The sequence below is a fragment of the Clostridium sp. AF34-13 genome (genome assembly GCF_003477845.1).
Classification (GTDB): Bacteria; Bacillota; Clostridia; order Lachnospirales; family Lachnospiraceae; genus Butyribacter; species Butyribacter intestini.
Map to the genome: position 1 here is coordinate 18115 of NZ_QUEB01000017.1, position 22636 is coordinate 40750.

General features: G+C 37.1%; 16 protein-coding genes, 2 tRNA genes and 3 pseudogenes. 17 read left to right on the forward strand and 4 right to left on the reverse strand.

Translation table 11 applies throughout. The features are described 5' to 3' along the window. Nucleotides 1–162 precede the first annotated feature (162 nt). The 12 genes and pseudogenes from DWZ63_RS13185 to ileS all read left to right on the forward strand — a co-directional run bounded on the left by DWZ63_RS13185 (nucleotide 163) and on the right by ileS (nucleotide 17134). A complete protein-coding gene (locus DWZ63_RS13185; RefSeq protein ID WP_055940510.1) occupies nucleotides 163–1554 on the forward strand; it encodes an MATE family efflux transporter in 1392 nt (463 codons plus the stop codon). 10 nt (nucleotides 1555–1564) lie between these two features. Next, nucleotides 1565–2251, forward strand: coding sequence for a response regulator transcription factor (locus tag DWZ63_RS13190; RefSeq protein WP_118500098.1), 687 nt, complete (start codon nucleotides 1565–1567; stop codon nucleotides 2249–2251). 109 nt (nucleotides 2252–2360) lie between these two features. Next, nucleotides 2361–3458, forward strand: coding sequence for a HAMP domain-containing sensor histidine kinase (locus DWZ63_RS13195; RefSeq protein WP_182431529.1), 1098 nt, complete (start codon nucleotides 2361–2363; stop codon nucleotides 3456–3458). A 459-nt stretch (nucleotides 3459–3917) separates the two neighbouring features. Then, the gene (locus tag DWZ63_RS13200) at nucleotides 3918–4598 is read left to right on the forward strand and encodes an ABC transporter ATP-binding protein (protein WP_022013294.1); all 681 of its coding nucleotides are present in this window, start codon (nucleotides 3918–3920) and stop codon (nucleotides 4596–4598) included. Then, nucleotides 4598–7243 (forward strand): ABC transporter permease, encoded by a 2646-nt coding sequence (locus tag DWZ63_RS13205; protein WP_118500100.1) that lies wholly within the window; start codon nucleotides 4598–4600, stop codon nucleotides 7241–7243. Before DWZ63_RS13200 ends, DWZ63_RS13205 begins: the two co-directional genes overlap by 1 nt. A gap of 95 nt (nucleotides 7244–7338) precedes the next feature. Continuing rightward, a complete protein-coding gene (locus tag DWZ63_RS13210) occupies nucleotides 7339–8292 on the forward strand; it encodes an AEC family transporter (protein ID WP_118500101.1) in 954 nt (317 codons plus the stop codon). Nucleotides 8293–8853: 561 nt separating this feature from the next. Further along, nucleotides 8854–9222 (forward strand): rhodanese-like domain-containing protein, encoded by a 369-nt coding sequence (locus DWZ63_RS13215; protein ID WP_055940525.1) that lies wholly within the window; start codon nucleotides 8854–8856, stop codon nucleotides 9220–9222. A 528-nt stretch (nucleotides 9223–9750) separates the two neighbouring features. After that, nucleotides 9751–10455, forward strand: a pseudogene (locus DWZ63_RS16005) (amino acid ABC transporter substrate-binding protein); the annotation flags it as partial. A 201-nt stretch (nucleotides 10456–10656) separates the two neighbouring features. After that, nucleotides 10657–11268, forward strand: coding sequence for an amino acid ABC transporter permease (locus DWZ63_RS16010; protein ID WP_243020628.1), 612 nt, complete (start codon nucleotides 10657–10659; stop codon nucleotides 11266–11268). A 118-nt stretch (nucleotides 11269–11386) separates the two neighbouring features. Continuing rightward, nucleotides 11387–12145: an amino acid ABC transporter ATP-binding protein gene (locus DWZ63_RS13225; protein ID WP_118500103.1), complete on the forward strand. Its 759-nt coding sequence runs from the start codon at nucleotides 11387–11389 to the stop codon at nucleotides 12143–12145. 295 nt (nucleotides 12146–12440) lie between these two features. After that, nucleotides 12441–13502: an HD-GYP domain-containing protein gene (locus DWZ63_RS13230; RefSeq protein WP_118500104.1), complete on the forward strand. Its 1062-nt coding sequence runs from the start codon at nucleotides 12441–12443 to the stop codon at nucleotides 13500–13502. Nucleotides 13503–13972: 470 nt separating this feature from the next. Further along, nucleotides 13973–17134: an isoleucine--tRNA ligase gene (gene ileS, locus DWZ63_RS13235; protein WP_118500105.1), complete on the forward strand. Its 3162-nt coding sequence runs from the start codon at nucleotides 13973–13975 to the stop codon at nucleotides 17132–17134. 131 nt (nucleotides 17135–17265) lie between these two features. On the opposite strand, the pseudogene DWZ63_RS13240 reads toward ileS, so the two are convergent. Further along, nucleotides 17266–17496 (reverse strand): annotated as a pseudogene (locus tag DWZ63_RS13240) (nitroreductase family protein); the annotation flags it as partial. Between DWZ63_RS13240 and DWZ63_RS13245 the strand changes: the two are divergent. Continuing rightward, nucleotides 17490–17621 (forward strand): annotated as a pseudogene (locus DWZ63_RS13245) (winged helix-turn-helix transcriptional regulator); the annotation flags it as partial. The pseudogenes DWZ63_RS13240 and DWZ63_RS13245 overlap by 7 nt on opposite strands. Before the next feature lie 134 nt (nucleotides 17622–17755). On the opposite strand, the gene DWZ63_RS13250 reads toward DWZ63_RS13245, so the two are convergent. The 3 genes from DWZ63_RS13250 to DWZ63_RS13260 all read right to left on the reverse strand — a co-directional run bounded on the left by DWZ63_RS13250 (nucleotide 17756) and on the right by DWZ63_RS13260 (nucleotide 20626). Continuing rightward, nucleotides 17756–18679 (reverse strand): hypothetical protein, encoded by a 924-nt coding sequence (locus DWZ63_RS13250; RefSeq protein WP_118500108.1) that lies wholly within the window; start codon nucleotides 18677–18679, stop codon nucleotides 17756–17758. Nucleotides 18680–18909: 230 nt separating this feature from the next. Further along, a tRNA-Leu gene (locus DWZ63_RS13255) sits at nucleotides 18910–18991 on the reverse strand. 78 nt (nucleotides 18992–19069) lie between these two features. Beyond that, nucleotides 19070–20626 (reverse strand): response regulator, encoded by a 1557-nt coding sequence (locus DWZ63_RS13260; RefSeq protein WP_118500109.1) that lies wholly within the window; start codon nucleotides 20624–20626, stop codon nucleotides 19070–19072. Nucleotides 20627–20731: 105 nt separating this feature from the next. On the opposite strand from DWZ63_RS13260, the gene DWZ63_RS13265 reads away from it, so the two are divergent. The 4 genes from DWZ63_RS13265 to DWZ63_RS13275 all read left to right on the forward strand — a co-directional run bounded on the left by DWZ63_RS13265 (nucleotide 20732) and on the right by DWZ63_RS13275 (nucleotide 22578). Beyond that, entirely contained in the window at nucleotides 20732–21268 is a 537-nt protein-coding gene (locus tag DWZ63_RS13265; protein WP_022014250.1) for a nucleoside recognition domain-containing protein, read from the forward strand. A gap of 165 nt (nucleotides 21269–21433) precedes the next feature. Then, a complete protein-coding gene (locus tag DWZ63_RS15805) occupies nucleotides 21434–21607 on the forward strand; it encodes a DUF6472 family protein (RefSeq protein WP_022014251.1) in 174 nt (57 codons plus the stop codon). A gap of 174 nt (nucleotides 21608–21781) precedes the next feature. After that, complete coding sequence (locus tag DWZ63_RS13270; RefSeq protein ID WP_118500110.1) at nucleotides 21782–22348, forward strand: phosphatase PAP2 family protein; 567 nt, start codon at nucleotides 21782–21784, stop codon at nucleotides 22346–22348. A gap of 146 nt (nucleotides 22349–22494) precedes the next feature. After that, nucleotides 22495–22578: transfer RNA gene (locus tag DWZ63_RS13275), tRNA-Leu, on the forward strand. The last annotated feature ends 58 nt before the right edge of the window (nucleotides 22579–22636 follow it).

A 22636-nucleotide genomic window follows, 5' to 3' on the forward strand; every position in this document is an offset into this window, starting at 1 on the left:
ATCATAAATAATATAATCTTAAGGAAAAATTAAATAATGCTTGTATTTTTTAGGAAAGATGAGTAGAATAGGTATATGAAGAATAAAGACGAGAGGATTTTCCTCTCGTCTTTTATAGCACAAAAAGATTTATTATATGTGATTTTTAAGGAGCTTATACAAATGAACAAAAGTGAGGTAAGAACAAAAAGTAAAGGAAATTCAGTTTATAAAAAGGCTATGACACTTGCTGTCCCAATGATGATACAAAACGGTATCACAAATGCGGTTGGTCTTGTCGATAACCTTATGGTTGGAAGTCTGGGTACTGAGAGTATGACAGCGGTATCTATTGTAGGTCAGCTTGTCTTTGTATTCTTTCTGGCGATATTTGGTGGCTTGTCAGGTCCCGGAATATATGGAGCGCAGTATTTCGGGCAGGGCAATAAAAAGGGGTATCAGAATGTATTCAGATTGAAAATCTGGATAACAGCGGTTATTACGCTCTGTGGACTTGCTGCTTTTATTTTTGCAGGAGACAAAATGATAGGTTTGTATCTGCACGGCAGTGACGGCGGGATAAATTCGGCTCAGACGCTTGATTTGGGACTTGATTATCTTCATATAATGCTTATCGGTCTTGTTCCGTTTGCATTTACACAGATTTATGCGGGAAGTTTAAGGGAGATGGGCGAAAGCATAAAACCAATGGTCGGAGGTATAGCATCGGTTGTTATTGATATAGTGTTTAATTATCTTCTTATATATGGAAAGTTTGGATTTCCGAGACTTGGCGTAGAGGGTGCGGCGATAGCGACTGTACTTGCAAGATTTGTTGAGATGTTTGTTGTCGTTATCTGGACACATTTAAGCATAAAAAAATACGAATTTTTACGAGGCGTATATAGGACACTTAAGATTTCAATAGGTGAAGTAAAGGTAATCATAATAAAGGGGCTTCCTATATTTTTAAATGAGTTTTTCTGGTCGGGAGGTATAGCAGCGATGACGCAGTGTTACTCAATTAAAGGGTTGCAAGTTATAGCGGGGATGAACATATCAAATGCCATATGTAATCTTTTGAATGTTGTTTTTATTGCAATGGGAAATGCGGTAGGAATTATATCAGGACAGTATCTTGGAGCATCAAAATTTGAGAAAGCAAAAAAGGCATCAAATAAACTTATGTGGTTCACCGCAGGAATATGCGTGTTCCTCACTGCTATACTGATTGCCGGCTCAGGATTTTTTCCAAAGCTTTACGATACCTCAGACGAGGTAAGGCATTTGGGACAGTGGTTTATCATAATAACTGCTTCATTCTTCCCGCTGCAGGGATTTTTGAATGTGTTATACTTTACGCTTCGCTCAGGTGGAAAAACGGTAATCACATTTTTGTTTGACAGTATTTTTACATGGGTAGTGTCCGTGTCGCTTGCGTTTGTGCTGTGTAAATTTACAGCACTTCCGATACTTACGATTTATATAATAGTGCAGAGTGCGGATATAATAAAGGTTGTGCTTGGATATATTCTTGTGAAAAAAGGCGTGTGGATTACGAATTTGGTGGTGTAAGGAGGAAATTATGGGTAATCTGTTATACAACATCCTTTTAGTCGAGGATGACAAAGAAATTATAAAAAATTTGACAGAGTTTTTAAATAACGAGGGCTTTGTAGTAAACAGTGTAACGGGGCAGAAAGATGCACTTTTATATGTTGATGAGCATATGCAGGATGTTGACATTGTGCTTCTTGATGTTTCGCTGGAGGATGGCAATGGTTTTGCTGTGTGTACGGCGATTAAGCAGAACACGGATATTCCGGTTATCTTTCTGACTGCTTCGGGTGATGAGTACAGTGTCGTTATGGGGCTTGATATGGGAGCTGATGATTATATCGGAAAGCCGTTCAGACCGAGAGAACTTGTATCAAGGATAAAAAGTGTTCTTAGAAGAAGCGGACGCATCTCAAATTTTGTAGAACTTGCGGATGTGAAGATTGACACGACGGGCGGCAAGGTTACAAAAAGCGGCGAGGAGATTTTTCTTTCTGCTTTAGAATACAGACTTCTTCTGATTTTTGCCGCAAATAAGGGAAATGTATTGTCGAGAAATAAACTGTTAGAGGAGATATGGGATGCGTCAGGAGAGTTTGTGAATGATAATACGCTGACTGTTTATATAAAAAGGCTCAGGGAAAAGATTGAGAATGACCCTCAGAGACCAGAGATAATAAAGACAGTCAGAGGTATGGGATACAGGTGTCTGTAACAATAGATGATTGCGAAACTCACTATTTATTATATTTGCACAATTTAATTATAGCTTACAAGAGTTTCGCAAAAGTTTAATTGTAGAAGAAGTAGAAATGAGGGATAAAATGAATTTTTGGAGAAATGGTGAGGTTAAAAAGTGGGGATTTATAAATCTGCTTATTGTGGCAGCAGCGGCTATTGTCACATACATTTTGTCAAAGCAGAATACAAAAGTGGCAGCGGTAGTATGTGTGGCAGGCTTTATACAGTTTGGTGTAAATGTGTTTACTACCAAAAGAAGATATGACAGACTTGCGGGCATAAGTGATAAAATAGATGCGATATTGCATGGGGATGAACATCTGTCATTTGAGCAGTATAGAGAGGGAGAGCTTTCTGTACTTTCCGATGAGGTGGAAAAACTTGTGATAAAACTCAGGGAACAGACCGAAAGGCTTCAGAATGATAAAATATTTCTTGCAGACTCGATAGCGGATATTTCACACCAGATAAAGACGCCGCTCACTTCGATAAATCTTATCTTAAATTTTCTTCGTGAGGAAGATATTACATACGAGCGAAGAATTGCTCTTGTAAGGGAGTTAATGACACTTGCCGAAAAGATAAAATGGCAGATAACAGCTTTGCTTAGAATATCAAGGCTTGATGCAGGCATGGTCGATTTTGATATTGAAGATATTGAAATGAGCAGAGTTATTGATGAGGCATATTCACTTATAGAGATACCGCTTGATATAAGAGGTGTAAGCTTTAAGCGTTCATATCAGAAAAACTCAAAAGTGACAGCCGATAGAGAATGGCTTGTTGAGGCTTTGGGAAACATATTGAAAAACTGTATGGAGCATAGTTTTGAGGGAGGAAAGATTTTGGTAAGCTGTGAGGAAAATGCGTTATATAGCAGGATAGTCATAAGTGACAATGGAACGGGTATTGCAAAAGAGGATATGCCACATATATTTGAGAGATTTTATAAAGGAAAAAGTAAGAATAAGCCGGATAAACCTAAGAACAGCGGAGCGGTTTATGAGGATAACGGAAATTTAAGCGTAAGTTCTGAAATGGAATATAAAAGTGAAAGTGTAGGCATCGGACTTGCACTGTCAAGAAGTATTATAATGCAGTTTAACGGAACGATAAAGGTTACGAGCGAGGTAGGGCAGGGGACTTCATTTGATATAAGGTTTTATAAGGCAATAGTGTGAAAAATTAAAAAGGGTACTTGAAAGTTCAAGTACCCTGATGTATAATTTACTCAGAAAGCAAATCGGATGTGATATCCGATTTGCCCTCAGTAGAAACTATAGAAATAGCATTCACTTTGGTCGGAGGATGCTATTTCTTTTTTCATATTAAGCGAATAGTCGCAATCCGCTCTGTTATTTATTCCTAAAGTGACAATTTTGTCATTTAAAAGTCACCCTGTTGTAATTTATATATGTTAAATTGTTATCATAAATTTGTGCATGCATTTTGCACATAGTAAAGTTGCGAAGCAACTTTCAATATGAGTCCTTTGGGACTCATGATATCATAAATTTGTGCATGTAATTTGCACACTATGAAGTTGCGAAGCAACTTCTAATATGAACGCAAATGCGTTCATGATATCATGAAGCGAGGGACAAAAACAGGTACATAGTTTTTAGAATGGAGGAAATAGAGTGGAAATTTTAAGAGTAGAAAATCTCACAAAAGTTTATGGAAAGGGGGAGAATGAAGTAAGAGCACTTGATGGTGTTTCATTCTCAGTAGAAAAGGGCGAGTTTGTTGCTATCATAGGACCGTCAGGTTCGGGAAAATCAACATTGCTTCATATATTAGGTGCTGTTGATGAACCGTCATCGGGAAAAGTTTTTATGGATGGTAAGGATGTTTTTAAACAAAATGAGGAACAGCTTGCTATTTTTAGGAGAAGACAGGTCGGTCTTGTGTATCAGTTTTACAATCTTATTCCGGTGCTTGATGTTGTTGAGAATATAACACTTCCGGTTCAGCTTGACGGTAGAAAAGTAAACAGGGAGCGTTTACGGGAGATGGTTGCTCTTTTGGGACTTCACGGCAGGGAGAAGCATCTTCCTAACCAGCTTTCAGGAGGGCAGCAGCAGAGAGTTTCAATAGGCAGGGCACTTATGAATTCACCGTCAGTTGTGCTTGCCGATGAGCCGACGGGAAACCTTGACAGCAAGAACAGTCAGGAGATAATGGAACTTTTAAAGAAGTCAAATAAGAAATATAATCAGACTCTTATAATGATAACACATGATGAGAACATAGCACTTCAGGCTGACAGGATAATTGCAATAGAGGACGGACACATCACGAGGGATGAGGTGAACAGATAATGAATATCATAAACAGATTTACTCTCAGAACGCTTTGCAAAAATAAGGTGCGTACATTTGTCACGATACTTGGCATTATTCTTGCAACTACAATGTTTGTTTCAATAACAAGTATAATAACGAGTTTACAGAATTATATGCTTGATATTGTAGTAGAGCAGTCGGGTGAGTGGCAGGGGCAGATATACAATATTGATAAAAAGTCAAAAGAGGAAATATGTGACAAAGACACAGGCATAAGCGAGAAAAGTTATGTAGAGATATACGAGAACCAGGGAAAGTCAAAAGATATTTCATTTTCAGGAATAGACGACAATTTCAGAGCAATGCTTACTGTGAAGCTTAAAAGCGGACATATGCCAAAGGATAATTCTCAGATAATCATGACTAATATGGCAAGGAGTGTCTATTTTGCAAACAGTAAGATAGGGGATAAAATAAAATTAAAGGTTGACGGTAAAGACAGGGAGTTTGAAATATCAGGTTTTTCTGAAGTGGTTACAAGTGACGGTGATACATCTAATGATATGCAGATATATACAAAAAGCGGTCTTATATCACCAAAATCTTATACGATGTATTTTAAATGCAAAAATGTTTCAAAAGTGGAGATGGTATTTGATACACTTATGAAAAAACTTGAAAAGGCAAAAAGAGCAGATGCAGGTTCTGAAGAAGATGGGGTAACCGGTTATATGCACAGTTCTCTTTTGAAATTTTACGGAGAGTCGTCAAACCACACATACAACAGACTTTTATATGCTATGGCAGGCATACTTATGGCAATAATAATGGTTGCGTCAGTGTCACTTATCCATAATGCATTTTCAATTTCCATAAGTGAGAGAACAAAACAGTTTGGGCTTCTCAAATCAGCAGGTGCGACAAGAAAACAGATATTAAGAAGTGTATTTTTTGAGGCGGGCATACTTTGTATAATAGGGATTCCGATTGGCATAATATGCGGCATAATAGGAATAGGTATTACATTAAATCTTCTGGGAAATCAGTTTGCGATGATGTTTACAGATTCGGGAACTTCTGGAATTTCACTTACAATGCATATATCTGCAGAGGGGGTACTTACAGCCGTAGCAGTAACGGTTATCACAGTATTGGTATCGGCACTTATACCGGCAGTAAAAGCCGTCAGACTAACGGTATTACAGGCTCTTAAACAGAATGAAAGTATGGGACTTAAGAGAAGAAATGTAAAAGTAAATCCTCTTTTAGGGAGATTGTTTGGTTTTGAAGGGAAGCTTGCCGACAAAAACTTTAAGAGAAATAAGCGAAAGCAGAGGGTGACGGTGATTTCTATTGCCATAAGCACAGCACTTTTTGTGGCGGTGAACAGTTTCACCTCGTATATGTCAAAGTCTTTGGAGCTTTATGGCAGTAATACGGTGGCGGATTTGTCAATGGAAGTTGAAAAAAGTGCGGTTGAAAAAAGTTTTAAGACGGTTGAAAATGCGTTAAAGGGATTTAAGGGAGTAGATAATATAGATGATGGTGGTTATAGTATGTATGATAATGTAATTGCCGAAATAAATATAAAAGATGTAGACAGCGAGTATCTTAACGGTCTTAAGAAGATGAATCCGGAAATGATTGATGAGAAAAAGGGTATCATAAGGATAGATTCTCATATATGGTATCTTGAAGATGATGTATATAATGAGTATATAAAGAAAAACAATATAAAAAACACAAATGCTTTGGCATGGCCTCATCTTTCAATTTATAATGAAAACGAAAACAAGAATTATTCATATGACATTATAAAATCAGATGCAGCTATAAAGATATATCAGGCAAAGGAAAAGAAAGGTTATGAACTTGGTAATGTGGATAGTTATAAGAAACTCAGCCAGTATTATTTTGAGATTACTGATGATGATGGAGAAAGTGCGGAGAGTAAGGTTTATTCAGGAAAAGAGGCATTTGCGTCACAGGATTTAAGTGTAGTCAGATGCAATAAGGAACTTCCACTTTGTATTGGAGATGCAAGTGATAATAATGTCCTAACGATAGTGAAACCATATTCAGAAATCAGAAATATGCCAAAGGGAGTTGTAAAAAATAATTATTACACATTTGCTTTTAAGGCAAAAAAACATTCAGAAGCAAAAGTAAACCTTACGACTTTCATAAATAAAAAAATGTCAGGTGAGTTAAGAAATTATATATCTTATATAGCTGACTATACACAGGATAAGGAAACAAGTAATGCGATAGTAATGATAGTCAATGTTTTTTCATATGGATTTATCATACTTATATCACTGATTGTTATTGCAAATGTATTTAATACAATTTCCACAAACATTCTTTTAAGGAGACAGGAATTTGCAATGCTGAAATCTGTCGGAATGACCAAAAAGAGTCTGAATAAAATGATGAATTATGAATGTGTATTTTATGGAATAAAAGGTCTTATATTTGGTATGATAATTGCTGTACTTGCTACTTATGCAATGTGCAATGTAATGAGCGAGGGATTTAATGTAGGATTTTACATTCCGGTGCAGAGCATAGTGGTCGTTGTGATAAGTATATTTATAGTAGTATTTGCAAGCATGATATACACAATGAGTAAAATTAAAAAAGATAATGTAATTGAAACACTTAGAAATGATAATATTTAATAATATCGGGGGGAGTGGCATTTTTTATAACAGCCATTGACATTTTATTATCGTACTTCTATCCTATAAATAAATCATTGAAAGAGGTTAAGAAAATGAACAATTTTTTATTTAGTCTGAATGCGACGGTTCCGGTTTTTGCGGTGATAGTCCTCGGACATTTTTTCAAAAGGATAGGTCTTATAGACGAGCATTTTGCAAGTGTGGCAAATAAATTTGTTTTCAAGGCGTGCCTGCCGTGCCTTGTATTTCAAGATCTTGCAGATACAAATATAAGAAAGAACTTTGATTTTAAATATGTCGGTTTCTGTTTTATTGCGACGCTTACCTCAATCCTCGTGGTATGGTTTCTTGCTAAGAAATTTATGAGAGATAAGAGCATGGTAGGTGCGTTTGTTCAGGGAGCATACCGAAGCAGTGCCGCTATTTTAGGCATAGCGTTTATTCAGAATATCTATGGAACATCGGGCATGGCACCACTTATGATAATCGGTTCAGTGCCGCTTTACAATATATTTGCAGTTATTATTTTGACATTGGAAAGCAACAATAAGGAAAATTTTGGAGATAACAGCCGGATTAAACACGCACTGATAAATATACTTAAAAATCCTATAATAATAGGAATTTTCTTCGGTCTTGCCGCATCATTTTTAAATATAAATTTTCCGAGAATGATTGATAAGACGATAAACAATCTCGCAGTTATGGCTTCACCGCTTGCACTTATTTCAATTGGTGCGACATTTGAGGGCAGAAAAGCACTTGCAAAGATTAAACCGACTATGGCGGCATCACTTATAAAACTTGTCGTTCTTGCAGGTATTTTTCTGCCTGTCGCAGCATATTTTGGTTTCCGTGACCAGAAACTCATTGCGATAGTGATAATGCTTGCTTCACCATGCACACCTACATCATACATAATGGCAAAAAATATGGACGGTGATGACACACTTGCAGCAAGTATAGTGGTAAGTACCACATTATTTTCATCGGTTACGCTTACGGGATGGATATTTTTGATGAAATCATTGTCACTTATCCAGTAATAATAATTAAAGAATAGTATATCAAAAATGACAAGAAAAAGACCAGCCGTTTCTATCGAACGAAACGGCTGGCTCTTTATAAATAGGTGGGAACAAATAATAAACAATGTATAAGCTGAAAGCTGCACACCCTCTCCACAGGAATATTTAAAACAGCTATACATGTTAGTAAACTACAAGCATTATTGTAGCATAACTTTGGAAAATAGCAACAATTTTTTAATGAAATATGAAGAAAAATTCAATATTTTTTACAAAAAATTCATATTTGCAATAGTATTTACAGATTGCTACACTTATTTTTAGACATATTCTAATATTAAACATAAAGAATCTATTGTTAGAATGACTGAAAAATGTATATTTTTTATTTTTATAATCATACACATATGAAAGAGCTTTTTCATAAAATAAATTATACGAGGTTGTCGCAATAAGTATAATCTATACGATATGAAGATGTTAATGACAGATTTATTATCTGCATATTGTATAAACAGTGCCCCGTGCGACCGACCCTTTAGTATTTATACTTAAAATATATGATGGAGACACAAAATTATGAACTTCGATAATATTAAAAATTCTATCCGCATCCTTCCGTCAAAGCAGCTTAAAGAGTATCTTGGCAGGAGCGATGTATTGATTTTTGACTTGCGGGATAAAAAAGATTATGATGCCGAACACATTTCGGGGGCAGTTTGGATTGATATAGATTTGCTGGAAAAGGACATAAGAAGAATTTTATCAAGAAGTTATGTGACAAATGAGGATAGGGAGATTTTTAATAAAAAGGGTATCAGACTTATTATTCTTTATTGTGATAAGGGGAATCAGAGTATAGTTGCCACCAGGGATCTTGTAAAACTCGGTTATCCGGTGGTAAGTCTTAACGGAGGATTTGAAAAATACAAGGAGATATACGGTTAAATAAAAATCAGGAGTGCGATAGGATAAAAACAGAATTGCTGTGATGATGAGATACAAAAACAGGATTGTTATAATGATGAGATAAAAAGCGGTCATCCTGGTATATGTTCATTTATAAGGCAATGGACATATGTGGAAAGACTGCTTTTTAGATGATGCAATTTTATAAAATTCATTCATTAGTGTGCAGCTTGTGTTTACTTCATTTCATAAATGAAAGGCTATTCCGCCCCAAAAAACAAGTCAATAATACATTGAGCAAGCTCATGTATTATTGACTTATCTTTTTTGGGCTGAACTGTTACTTGTATAGCGATATAAATAATGAAAAAAAATTCACATAACATTAAAACTATGCTATGATATGAAAGATGCGTAATGTGTATTGAAAAAGATACCGGACAAAAGCGGGAGTTTTTCAAATGATTAGCAATAACAAAAATAAAAACAGATTGGATGGAAATGATGGACAAGAGATTTTTTAAGACCGGCAGTATAGTTAAGGTTATGTTGTTTTTTGCAGCCGTTATGTTTATTTTCGGACAGGGAATAAAAGCAGACGCTAAGCAGAAATTTGTTGTGGGATTTGACGCAAGTTTTCCGCCTTACGGTTATCTCAGTGATGACGGTGATTATGTGGGATTCGACCTTGACCTTGCTGCAGAAGTGGCAAAGAGAAATGGATGGGAGCTTGTTAAACAGCCGATTGACTGGGATGCTAAAGATACTGAGTTAAAGGTCGGAAATATTGACTGCATATGGAATGGTTTTACCATGAATGGCAGGGAAAAATTATACACATGGACAACTCCGTATGTGGATAATTCACAGATAGTTATTGTAAATAAAGATTCCGATATTAAGAAATTAAGTGACCTTAAAGGAAAGATTGTATGTGTGCAGGCGGACTCTTCAGCACTTGCAGCTCTTAAGGGAGATGATGCGACAGATGAGAATAAAAAGCTTGCCGGCGAAATGAAAGAGATAACGGAAGTCGGAGATTACAATTCTGCATTTATGAATCTTGAAAGTGGCATGGTAGATGCGGTGTGTATGGATATAGGTGTTGCATCGTACAAACTTGAAGCTTCAGGGGACAAGTATAGGATGCTTGATGAAAGACTTTCGTCGGAGGAGTATGGTATCGGATTTAAGAAAGGGAATACAAAACTCCGTGATAAAGTTCAGGTGACACTTCTTGAAATGCTTCAGGATGGAACATTTGATACTATAGTTAAAAAATGGAAACTTGAGGACAGTGCCTGTCTCAGTCTTGACGATAAGACATATATTGACGGTGGAAAAGTTCCTAAGGTAGCAAAGATTACACCTGCACCGCAGAAAGACAATGCGAATGAAACGGCTGCACCTGAGAGTTCTTCAAATACAAAGAAAAAAGGATTTATAAATATTGCATTACGGCTTTCAGAGGGTATGGGTGCAACACTTCTTATATTTTTACTCACGCTGGTATTTTCAATGCCGCTCGGACTTCCGCTTACGGCGATGAGAATGTCAAGGATAAAGATAATACAGTGGATAGCGAAGATTTACATATCAATAATGCGTGGTACACCACTTATGCTTCAGCTTCTTGTTGTATTTTACGGACCGCATTATCTGTTTAATATCAAACTTCCGTATTCGTATCGTTTTTATGCCGTTATCATAGGATTTGCACTTAACTATGCAGCATACTTTGCGGAGATTTACCGTTCGGGAATACAGAGCATATCTGTAGGTCAGAGAGAAGCGGCAGAGGTGCTCGGTTATGGCAAGGCAGGGACATTCTTTAAGATAATATTCCCACAGATGGTAAAGAGGATTATGCCGCCTGTTACAAATGAGGTTATCACGCTTGTAAAAGATACTTCACTGGCATTTGCAATCGCTTATACGGAGATGTTTACCGTTGCAAAACAGGTGTCGTCAAGTATGGCATCTGTTATGCCGCTTTTTGTAGCCGGTCTGTTCTATTATATATTTAACTTTATCGTGGCATATGCAATGGAACTGATAGAGAAGAAATTTGACTATTACAGATAGAGAAGAAACAGTTTGCAGGTGGGAGTTTAGGAATATGGCAGAACTGCTGTTGTATGGGTTAAAGACAGGTGTTTAAGTGTTGTAAGCAGATAGAAATATGTGAAAGGTTTGGATAAATATGAACATATTAGAAATGAATCACATCAAAAAGAAATTTGATGAAAAAACGGTTTTAAAAGATATAAGTTTAAGTGTGAAAGAGGGAGAAGTTGTATCAATAATCGGACCGTCAGGTTCCGGTAAATCAACATTGCTCAGGTGTGCGACTTTCCTTGAAAGGGCAGATGACGGAGATATATCCTACTGCGGGGAGGAAGTGGTAAAAAGTCAGACAGGCATTGCCATATATCCTGAAAAAAAGATTATAAGAGAAGCACAGCAGAATTTCGGACTTGTTTTTCAGAATTTTAATCTTTTTCCGCATTATTCCGTACTTAAAAATATAACAGATGCTCCGATATGCAATCAGAAAAGGGCAAAGGATGAAGTGTTTAAGGAAGCAAGGGAACTTCTTAAAAAGGTAGGTCTTGAAGATAAGGAAAATGCATATCCGTGTGAACTTTCCGGAGGACAGCAGCAGAGAGTTGCGATAGCAAGGGCACTTGCATTAAAACCTAAGATGTTGTTTTTTGATGAACCAACATCAGCACTTGACCCGGAGATAACAGCGGGAATTTTAAGAGTAATGAAAGGTCTTGCTGAGGAAAAAATGACAATGGTAGTTGTCACCCATGAGATAGAGTTTGCAAAAGCGGTTTCCGACAGGGTTGTATTTATGGATGGAGGAGTTATCGTAGAGGAGGGAACTCCTGAAGAGGTGATAGATGCACCTAAAAACCAGAGAACACAGGAATTTTTAAAGAAACTTGGAATTTAACGCTATCAAGTATGGGTTTAGCCATCTTCTGATATGCTGTGATAGTGTTATTCGCAAGCGGCAGAGAAGAATGCGAATAACCGCTTGACTGTAGATATGCTTAAAAAGTATTTTTATCCCATGAACAGACAGTGTTCGACAGCAAAATGTGAAATTATTATGACTGTTTTTTTAATAATATTAAAATATTTGGAAGTAGTGGTTGATTTTAAGGAATACAGTGGATATAATAGCCTTTGGTATTGTGGAAATATATGGTAAGTTTTTTATTCAGGAAAGGTAATGATAAAGATAAATGAGATACATAAGCATTGAGAAAACAAAACCGGGAATGATTTTAGGAAAAGAGGTATTTGATGATGAAGGCAGAATACTTCTTTCAGTTAATACAAAACTTACAAAAGAGTATATCACAAGACTTTCTATAAGAGGTTATCAGGGAGTTTATATTGAGGATGAATTATCGAGAGGAATAAAGATAGAAGAAGTAATATCTGTCGAACTGAGAAACAGAGGAGCACAGGCGGTAAAAGACGGAAATATAGACGACCTTAAAACAATAGCAAAAGATATTGTCAGTCAGCTTCTTGATAAAGATAAAAGTATATCAATTGACATCCAGGATCTTAGAACTTATGACAACTATACATACAAACATTCAGTTAATGTCGCTGTTATATCAACAATAATAGGCATTTATCTGTCCTATGACGAGGAATCCTTATATGAACTTTGTCTTGCGGCACTTATGCACGACATTGGAAAGACAAAGATAGACCCTGCTATAATAAATAAGCCAGCGAGACTTACGATGGCAGAATACAGACTGGTTCAGGAGCACGCAAGATATTCGTATGATATTCTTGACCAGAACTGGCTTATGCCGGCAAGGACAAAACAGGGTGTTCTCCACCATCATGAAAATGAGGACGGGACGGGTTATCCTGACAGACTTGTAGGTGATGAGATACCTTCGTATGCAAAGATAATTCATGTTGCAGATGTTTATGATGCACTCACTTCAAAACGCCCATACAAAAAGCCGTATGCTTTGTCAGAGGCGATAGAGTATCTTATGGGTGGAAGTAATGTGCTGTTTGACAGAAAGGCAGTTGAGGCATTTCTTGAGGCTGTTCCGGTCTATGCAAAAGGAATAGAAGTTACCATGACAAATGGCGAGAAAGCACTAGTTGTGGCAAACTCGTCAAATCCGCTTCGCCCTATCGTCAGACTTATCAGCAATGGTAAAGATATTGACCTTAATAATGATAAAGATTATATAAGTGTTACGATAGCACCTCATACGGTCGTTGAAAATGACTTTACATCAGTTTATGAGAAATTTGAATGTGATTAGATAACATAAATGCCTGACATTTTTGCGATGCAATATATGTGGAGAACACAACTACTTGACTTTTTTTAAGATGCAATATAAAATGAACACATATGTTAAAGACTGAGACGGAGACAGTACCTTTTTGGGAAAGAGTACAGTGAGTCCGGGATGGTGCGAACCGGGTATCTGACAAAATGGGAATATCACTCCTGAGTTGCAGGTGGAAAATATTTGAGTACACTGAGCCGGTTCCTACCGTTATATGGGTCATGTATCCTGTCTGTATAGGATTTGTGCTGTTGTTACATTATATGTATGAACAGCAGTGGATTTGGAACAGACAATGTGCATCAGAATAGGTGGTTAATGATAGTTTACGCTTTCATCCTGTTTGGGGATGGGAGCTTTTTTATTTTAACATTATTAAGGAAAGCAGCAAAGTGGAGTGCAAATATCCACTTGACTTTATTTAAGAAAGGAAAATGATTATGTACGAAAAAGTTTCAACCGACTTAAATTTCGTTGACAGAGAGAAAAATGTCGGCAAATTCTGGCGTAACCAGCAGATTTTTGAAAAATCAATGAAAGCAAGAGAGGGATGCCCTACTTATACATTTTATGACGGACCTCCTACAGCAAACGGAAAACCTCATATCGGTCATGTGCTTACGCGTGTTATTAAAGATATGATTCCAAGATATAAGACTATGAAAGGATACATGGTTCCGCGTAAAGCAGGATGGGATACACATGGTCTTCCGGTAGAACTTGAAGTTGAAAAGATGCTTGGTCTTGATGGCAAAGAGCAGATTGAAGAGTATGGTATGGAGCCATTCATCAAGAAATGTAAAGAATCAGTTTGGAAATATAAAGGTATGTGGGAAGATTTCTCAGGTACGGTAGGTTTCTGGGCTGATATGGATAACCCATATGTAACATACGATGACAACTTTATTGAGTCAGAGTGGTGGGCATTAAAAGAAATCTGGAACAAGAAACTTTTATATAAAGGATTTAAGATAGTTCCTTATTGTCCTCGTTGTGGAACACCTCTTTCATCACAGGAAGTTGCACAGGGTTACAAGCTTGTAAAAGAGCGTTCAGCAGTAGTCCGTTTTAAGGTTAAAGATGAAGATGCGTATTTCCTTGCATGGACAACAACACCGTGGACACTTCCATCAAATGTTGCCCTCTGTGTAAACCCTGATGAGACATATTGTAAGGTAAAGGCAGCAGATGGTTACACATATTATATGGCACAGGCACTTCTTGACGATGTACTCGGTAAGCTCGCTGACGAGGAGAACGGTGTAAAAGCATACGAAGTTCTTGAGACATTTGCAGGTAAAGAACTTGAGCATAAAGAGTATGAGCCGCTTTACGCTTGTGCAAAAGAGTGTGCAGACAAGCAGCACAAAAAGGGATTTTTCGTTACCTGTGACACATATGTAACTATGTCAGACGGTACTGGTATCGTTCATATCGCACCTGCATTTGGTGAGGATGATGCAAATGTAGGACGCAACTATGACCTTCCATTTGTACAGTTCGTAAACGGAAAAGGTGAGATGACAGAGGAGACACCGTTTGCAGGTCTTTTCGTAAAGAAAGCTGACCCTGAGGTATTAAAAGACCTTGATGCAAAGAAACAGCTTTTTGCAGCACCTAAGTTTGAACATGATTATCCTCACTGCTGGAGATGCGATACACCGCTTATCTATTATGCAAGAGAGTCATGGTTCATCAAGATGACAGAGGTAAGAGATGACCTTGTACGCAACAACAACACTGTAAACTGGATTCCTGATTCAATCGGAAAAGGCCGTTTCGGAAACTGGCTTGAAAATATTCAGGACTGGGGTATTTCCCGTAACCGTTATTGGGGAACACCACTCAATATCTGGGAGTGTGAGGGATGCGGTCACCAGGAATCTATCGGAAGCCGTGCGGAACTCGCAGAGCGCAGTGGAAATCCTGACGATGCAAAGGTTGAACTTCACAGACCTTATATTGATGCAGTGACATTTAAATGCCCTGACTGTGGTAAGACAATGAAGAGAGTACCTGAGGTTATCGACTGCTGGTTTGATTCAGGAGCAATGCCATTTGCACAGCATCATTATCCGTTTGAAAATAAAGATTTATTTGAGGCTCAGTTTCCTGCACAGTTTATCTCTGAAGCAGTAGACCAGACAAGAGGATGGTTTTACTCACTTATGGCAGAGTCAACACTTTTGTTTAACAAAGCTCCTTATGAGAATGTTATTGTGCTCGGTCATGTTCAGGACGAGAATGGGCAGAAGATGAGTAAGTCAAAAGGAAATGCGGTAGATCCATTTGATGCACTTGATAAATACGGTGCTGACGCAATCCGCTGGTACTTCTATATAAACAGTGCTCCGTGGCTTCCAAACCGTTTCCACGGCAAGGCAGTTCAGGAGGGACAGCGTAAATTCATGGGTACATTGTGGAACACATATGCATTCTTTGTACTCTATGCAAACATTGATGAGTTTGATGCAACAAAATATACACTTGAATATGACAAACTTTCGGTAATGGATAAGTGGCTCTTATCAAGACTTAACAGCACTGTTAAGGAAGTTGATGAAAACCTTGCAGCATATCGTATTCCTGAGACAGCAAAAGCACTCCAGAACTTTGTTGATGAGATGAGTAACTGGTATGTAAGACGCTGCCGTGAAAGATTTTGGGCAAAGGGAATGGAGCAGGATAAAATAAATGCTTACATGACGCTCTATACTGCACTTGTAACAATCTCAAAGGCAGCAGCACCTATGATTCCGTTTATGACAGAAGATATTTACAGAAACCTTGTATGCACTCTTGATGCAAATGCACCTGAAAGCGTACATCTCTGTGACTTCCCTGAGGTAAATGAGGCTCATATCGACAAGAAACTTGAAGAAGATATGGAGACTGTACTTGAAGCCGTAGTAATCGGTCGTGCCTGCCGTAATACAGCAAACATCAAGAATCGTCAGCCAATCGGAAAAATGTATATCAAAGCAGATGCAGAGCTTTCAGAGTTCTATATGGACATTATCAAGGACGAGCTTAATGTCAAAGAAGCCGTACTCACACAGGATGTAAGCGAGCTTACAACATACAGCTTCAAGCCACAGCTTAAGACACTCGGCCGCAGATTTGGAAAACAGATAAACAATGTAAAGGAAATCCTTGCAGGACTTGACGGTCAGAAAGCAATGGCAGAGATTAACGAAAAAGGAAACCTTACCATCACGGTTGACGGAAACGAGGAAGTGCTTGAAAAAGATGATCTTCTCATCGAAGCGGCACAGATGGAGGGTTACATTTCAGATACAGACCACGGAATAACAGTCGTACTCGACACAAATCTCACACCTGAACTTATCGAGGAGGGATTTGTCCGTGAGGTTATCAGTAAAATCCAGACAATGCGTAAAGACGCAGGATTTGAGGTAATGGACCATATCTGTGTATCAATGCAGGACAATGACAAGATAGCTGACATCGTAAAGAAAAACGAGGAGCAGATTAAGTCAGAGGTGCTTGCGAATGAAACTAAGTATGACGGAGCTGTTGGATTCACCAAAGAGTGGAATATAAATGGCGAGAAAGTAATGCTTGGCGTAGAAAAAATGTAAAGATAGCTGAATTGTTGTCATAAAAAACACTATTATGGAAGTCCACTGCTTTTATTGTGTAGAGTAATAAAAGCAGGGGACTTTTAACTAAGAATTGTTCTTCAATAATATTATTATTTACAATAATATTATTATTTGCAATAATAAATCAAATCAGATAAAGGCATACGGGTTTCTTCATGACGCGTTAAAGAAGCCGGTTTTTCATCTGAATATCCAATTGCGAGAATATTTACAGGTTCAAGATTATCCGGTAAATTAAATTCTTCTTTTATTACATCAGGTTTGAAATAACATATCCATACACTGCCAAGACCGAACTCGGTTGCTTCTAACATCATATGGTCTGTCAGGATTGATGCATAGAAAAGTTTATCCTGTTGTCCCACCTAAGACGGAATACTCATTAACTGATTTTGGGAAAACACTTTCGCCAATACTTGATGCTATGTGTAATTGGGGGAATGATTATCTTGAGGATAAATAGAATAGTGTGTCAGCTATAATTTTGTGATGAATATAAAAGTAAGGTATTATTATAATAAAAGAGATTATCTCGTCAGAATGTAAAAATGGCAGGATGGTCTCTTTTTATTAAGATTTCTAAAAATGACAACAAATCTAATTTTTCTGAATGATTTCCTTTATTTTATCAACATCATACTGTGTGGCTAATGCTATCTGCTCTATTGTGAAGTTATTATTATACATATTTAAGATTATGTCAATCTGAGCAGAAGTCTTACCCTGAGCAATGCCAGCGGATCTGCCCTTTTCAAGTGCTTTTTCCTCGATACCCTGACTTAAATTACACATAATGCTCACTCCTTCCTCAATATCGATTTCAACAGGTATGTCATATTCTTTATTTATTATATCAATTTTTTGCTTTGCGTTCAATGTGTTCGTAAAGAGAGCAGCAAGTAAACGATGCATTTCATAGGTATTATCATGTTCAGGCAGGGTGTCAGATATTCCTATCATTACGATGTTTAATAAATCAAGGTTGCCGCGCCAGTTATGTTTTCCTATGAGGTCATCTTTTGTGAGATGTATATGGCACATTGTATTTTCTTCCATACCCATACATACCCAAATCGAATAAACCTTTTTAATATCATCATAGTTCATGTTTATAAAATCTCTTTGTTTTTGTGATGATACAAGCCGGCCTATATAAAAAACAGCTCTGTTTATGATTTGATATTTCTTTGGTTCATCTTTTTGTGCTTCAATATTTATAATTACCTGAGATAATTCATTTTCATTATTTGAGTTATTACCTGACTTTGATGGCACTCGAACATAAAAGATTATGTCAAATCTTATCAAGCCCTCATTGATTTCAAAGTTTTCAGTGTTAAGTCCGGCTATTTTAGAGTTATCATTAAAAATTGCATTGGTACTGCCGGGTTCAACAGGGACTATGCCAACATATGGTTCACCCTCAATATATTTTACAACATCGTTTGCCTTCATACCTTTAAATTCTTTTATAGTCTTAACAAGTGTGCAGTTTACGGATTTATCAAGGTCGGATAACATGGTGCTATGCACCGACCGGAGAGGAGAGCTTGAAACCAGATTCAAGATTTATACCTATACAAAAACAATCTGTGCAGTTTACGGATTTATCAAGTGCGGATAACAGGGTGCACATCGTCCGGTGGACGATGGCAATGCACCGACCGAAGCGGAGCGGAGACCTTGAATCCAGATTCAAGGTCTCTACCCGCACAAAAAAACCCCCTGTGATTTTCACAGGGGGTTTTTAGTGCGGATAACAGGACTTGAACCTGCACGCCACAGGGCACAAGAACCTAAATCTTGCGTGTCTGCCAATTCCACCACATCCGCATCTACATGATATTGTAAGTTTAAAATATCGTATAAAAGAATAACATAGTGACTATTTTTTGTCAAATATGTTGATGATTATATTCTTTCAATTTTACTCTTTTTTCTAAATTCGGCAGGACTCATTTTGACATATTTTTTAAACTTTGTGTGGAAATAGTCAACATTTTTGTAGCCGACTTTTTCGGCAATCTCATAAACTTTTAAATCTGTTGTCAAAAGAAGCTCTTTTGAATGTTTTATTCTTACTTTGTCTACAAAGACATTGAAGCCCTCGCCCACTTTTTTATTAAATATCTTTCCAAGATATGAGCTGTTGTATCCAAAAAGAGGAGCAATATTTTCGAGTTTGATATTGTCCATATAATTGTGCTCTATGTAGTGGATTATGTCATCCATGACACCTTCGCTTGTCGGATTGCCGATAGTTCTTGTTATCATGTCAAACTGCTCGGTGAAGTAGAGCATAATCTCGTAAAGATAGTATTTGTCATCAATGTAGTCTATAATCTCTGTGTTGCCCGGAAATGGAATATTAGCATTGTGATATAAGTGTGATATTTTTTCCTTTATTGACAGATATAAATCTGTGAGGAAAAGTTTTATCCTTGAAATATCACTTGTCGAGTAAAACAGATTTCGTTCAAGTTCATGAAGTGTCTCGGCAATCTGATTACGTTTTGAAGCCTGAATATAACCTGTAAGTTTTTCGCAATATTCCTGAAGGTGTTCATCGGAAATGTCGTAAGTGTTTTCATATTCTTCTTTCGGAAGTTCGTCCCAGCCTATTGTATGCTGCTTGTCCTCACAGAAAAATCTTCTTTGCAGGAGCTTATGTGCCTGCTGGTAAGAAATATGAACATCTTCGATAGAATGAACTTCGCTTCCATATGCTATAAATAAGGAGTCAAGAGGTGAATTTTCCTGAGGTTTTTGTTCTCTGTTATAGTGATCCAAAAATTCCTGGAATTTGTGTAAAGTAAATGCACCCTTTAACAGTATGACTTCATTTTGATCAATTTCAATACTTTCATAAGAACTGTTTCTCTTGTTTGTTACTTTTAAAAGATCAGAAAACTTATAAGGCAGTTCAGTAGCGTGATGACTGTATTTTTCATAGATTACTACCTGATATATGTCGGCATCTATGTTCATGTCATCTATATTATTTATAGTCGAAGTACCCGTAAGTATGTCAAAAAGGATCATGCTTTTTGCTTTATCACGATAAGTGCTTAAGGTTTCTTTATCTTCTGCTTCTTTACTTATCTGTGAGCGGATGGAATCAACTGTCTCGTAAAGCTCATCCTCGTCAATAGGTTTTGTAAGATAGTAATCGACACCGTTTTTAATGGCGGCCTGTGCGTACTTAAAATCCGTATAGCCGCTTAGTATTATGACTTTTCCGTTAAATCCCTTGTTTTTGGCTGCTTCGACGACATCTAGTCCAAGCATTTTAGGCATACGAATATCCATAAGTACCAGATCCGGATGTTTATTCAAAATAAAATTAAGGGCATCTTCTCCGTTTGATGCCTCTCCTATTATCTCGAAACCAAGTTGTTCCCAATCAATAATACATTTGATACCTTGTCTTATTATTAATTCATCATCTGCGATAAAAACTGTATTCATGGGACCTCCTTTATCATAAAAATGTAATCACTCAAGTATTTATTATACATAAGGAATTAGATTTTTGCAATGGAATTATTAGAGAATTCCGGGAGGGAGTGTCGTATGATAGCGTATTTGTCAAATCTAATGATACCGATGGTCATATTTGGTATTGTGATTTTAGCATTGAGCACCAAGATTGATATGTTTGCTGCATTCACAAAAGGAGCTAAAGACGGTTTTAAGGTTGTATATGAAATATTGCCGACACTTATAGGATTGATGCTTGCCGTGGGGATTTTAAGAACTTCGGGAATACTTGATGTGGTGGGAGATATACTTGCAAAGCCACTTTCAGTTATAGGATTTCCGTCACAACTGGTTCCTTTATCGCTAGTGAAAATGTTTTCATCATCTGCCGCAACAGGTCTGCTTTTGGATATTTTTAAAAAATTTGGTACAGATACATATGAGGGTCTGCTCGCATCAATATTGATGAGCTGTTCTGAAACGATATTTTACACAATATCAGTATATCTGCTGGCAACAGGAAACAACAAAGAAAAACCATTTCAAAAAACAGGCTGGATACTGCCGGGGGCATTGGTTTGTACGCTTGCAGGAATGATAGCGAGCGTCATTATTGTAAAAATTATGTAGGGTTTGTACGCTTGCAAAATGATAGCGGACATTATTATTGTAAAAATTATGTGGATTATGTTATACTTATGAAAATTATATGAGCTGACATTCATTTCAAACAGTAAAAATGTATTCGTTTTGAGAGGATACCGAGAGTACATAGAAAACAGATGGAGGTAAACAATGGCGGAATGTGATACATGTGCAAATTATACATATGATGAGGAGTATGAAGAGTATGTGTGTGATGTAAACATGGATGAGGACGATTATGTAAGGTTTATAACAGGCAAATGGGAAGCCTGTCCTTATTACAGAAATGGCGATGAGTACAGGGTTGTAAGAAAGCAAATGTAAAAAAGATTATCGTCTAAATATTATGTAGCTTTAATAGCGGCTGATAGTGTTATGAGCAAGTGACATACATAGCATACCACGAATATCCATCTGGTTAAAAAATAGAGATATGTACTCTCGGAATTTTCTGAATGAAGAATTTCGAGAGTACATAGATTATATATGGAGGAAAAAATGTTTTCTTGGATTACAGATTTAGATATAAATATACTATATTATATACAGGGGCATTTTAGAAATGAGTTATTAAACAGCATTGTAAAAGTATTCACATCTTTAGGAAATTATGGACTGATATGGATATTGTTGACGATTTTTCTTTTGGTTTGCAAAAAGACAAGAAAGACTGGAATCGTATGTGCTATTGCACTCATAATCGATCTGGTGATATGCAATGGAATATTAAAAAATATATTTGCAAGAACAAGACCTTATGATGCCTATAAGGATATAAGATGTCTTATAGAGCCACAGCCAGACTATTCATTTCCGTCCGGGCATACTGCAAGTTCATTTGCTGCAGTAGTGCCAATACTGGCTGACAGAAATACAAGACGGCTTGGAATAGTGGCTCTCGTGGTTGCAATACTCATGGCTTTGTCGAGAATATATGTATGTGTGCATTATCCGAGTGATGTTTTAGCGGGTGTTATCGTTGGAATATTTTGTGGAGTGCTCGCTTGTATGTGCTATAAAATGAAAGGCTATTCAGCCCCAAAAAACAAGTCAATAATACATTGAGCAAGCTCATGTATTGTTGTTTATCTTTTTTAGGGCTGAACTGTTACAAATTTGTGTTAAAAATTTGAAAAAAGATGTTGACAAGCGGATAAAAAACTGATAATATATGTCTTGTTCGTGACAAACGAATGTGTTGTGAACGAAATGCGGAAGTGCTGGAATTGGCAGACAGGCTAGACTAAGGATCTAGTGTTGGCAACGACGTGAGGGTTCAAGTCCCTTCTTCCGCATTGCTTGACAGATATGAATCTGTTTGGATAAGGAAATCTTAATAAGGTTTCCTTATTT

Bases quoted from the DNA above. Each gene is read 5' to 3' on its own strand.
- DWZ63_RS13185 (WP_055940510.1), top strand. From the start codon at position 163: ATGAACAAAAGTGAGGTAAGAACAAAAAGTAAAGGAAATTCAGTTTAT.
- DWZ63_RS13190 (WP_118500098.1), top strand. From the start codon at position 1,565: ATGGGTAATCTGTTATACAACATCCTTTTAGTCGAGGATGACAAAGAA.
- DWZ63_RS13195 (WP_182431529.1), top strand. From the start codon at position 2,361: ATGAATTTTTGGAGAAATGGTGAGGTTAAAAAGTGGGGATTTATAAAT.
- DWZ63_RS13205 (WP_118500100.1), top strand. From the start codon at position 4,598: ATGAATATCATAAACAGATTTACTCTCAGAACGCTTTGCAAAAATAAG.
- DWZ63_RS13210 (WP_118500101.1), top strand. From the start codon at position 7,339: ATGAACAATTTTTTATTTAGTCTGAATGCGACGGTTCCGGTTTTTGCG.
- DWZ63_RS13215 (WP_055940525.1), top strand. From the start codon at position 8,854: ATGAACTTCGATAATATTAAAAATTCTATCCGCATCCTTCCGTCAAAG.
- DWZ63_RS16010 (WP_243020628.1), top strand. From the start codon at position 10,657: ATGGGTGCAACACTTCTTATATTTTTACTCACGCTGGTATTTTCAATG.
- DWZ63_RS13225 (WP_118500103.1), top strand. From the start codon at position 11,387: ATGAACATATTAGAAATGAATCACATCAAAAAGAAATTTGATGAAAAA.
- DWZ63_RS13230 (WP_118500104.1), top strand. From the start codon at position 12,441: ATGAGATACATAAGCATTGAGAAAACAAAACCGGGAATGATTTTAGGA.
- ileS (WP_118500105.1), top strand. From the start codon at position 13,973: ATGTACGAAAAAGTTTCAACCGACTTAAATTTCGTTGACAGAGAGAAA.
- DWZ63_RS13250 (WP_118500108.1), bottom strand. From the start codon at position 18,679: ATGTTATCCGACCTTGATAAATCCGTAAACTGCACACTTGTTAAGACT.
- DWZ63_RS13260 (WP_118500109.1), bottom strand. From the start codon at position 20,626: ATGAATACAGTTTTTATCGCAGATGATGAATTAATAATAAGACAAGGT.
- DWZ63_RS13265 (WP_022014250.1), top strand. From the start codon at position 20,732: ATGATAGCGTATTTGTCAAATCTAATGATACCGATGGTCATATTTGGT.
- DWZ63_RS15805 (WP_022014251.1), top strand. From the start codon at position 21,434: ATGGCGGAATGTGATACATGTGCAAATTATACATATGATGAGGAGTAT.
- DWZ63_RS13270 (WP_118500110.1), top strand. From the start codon at position 21,782: ATGTTTTCTTGGATTACAGATTTAGATATAAATATACTATATTATATA.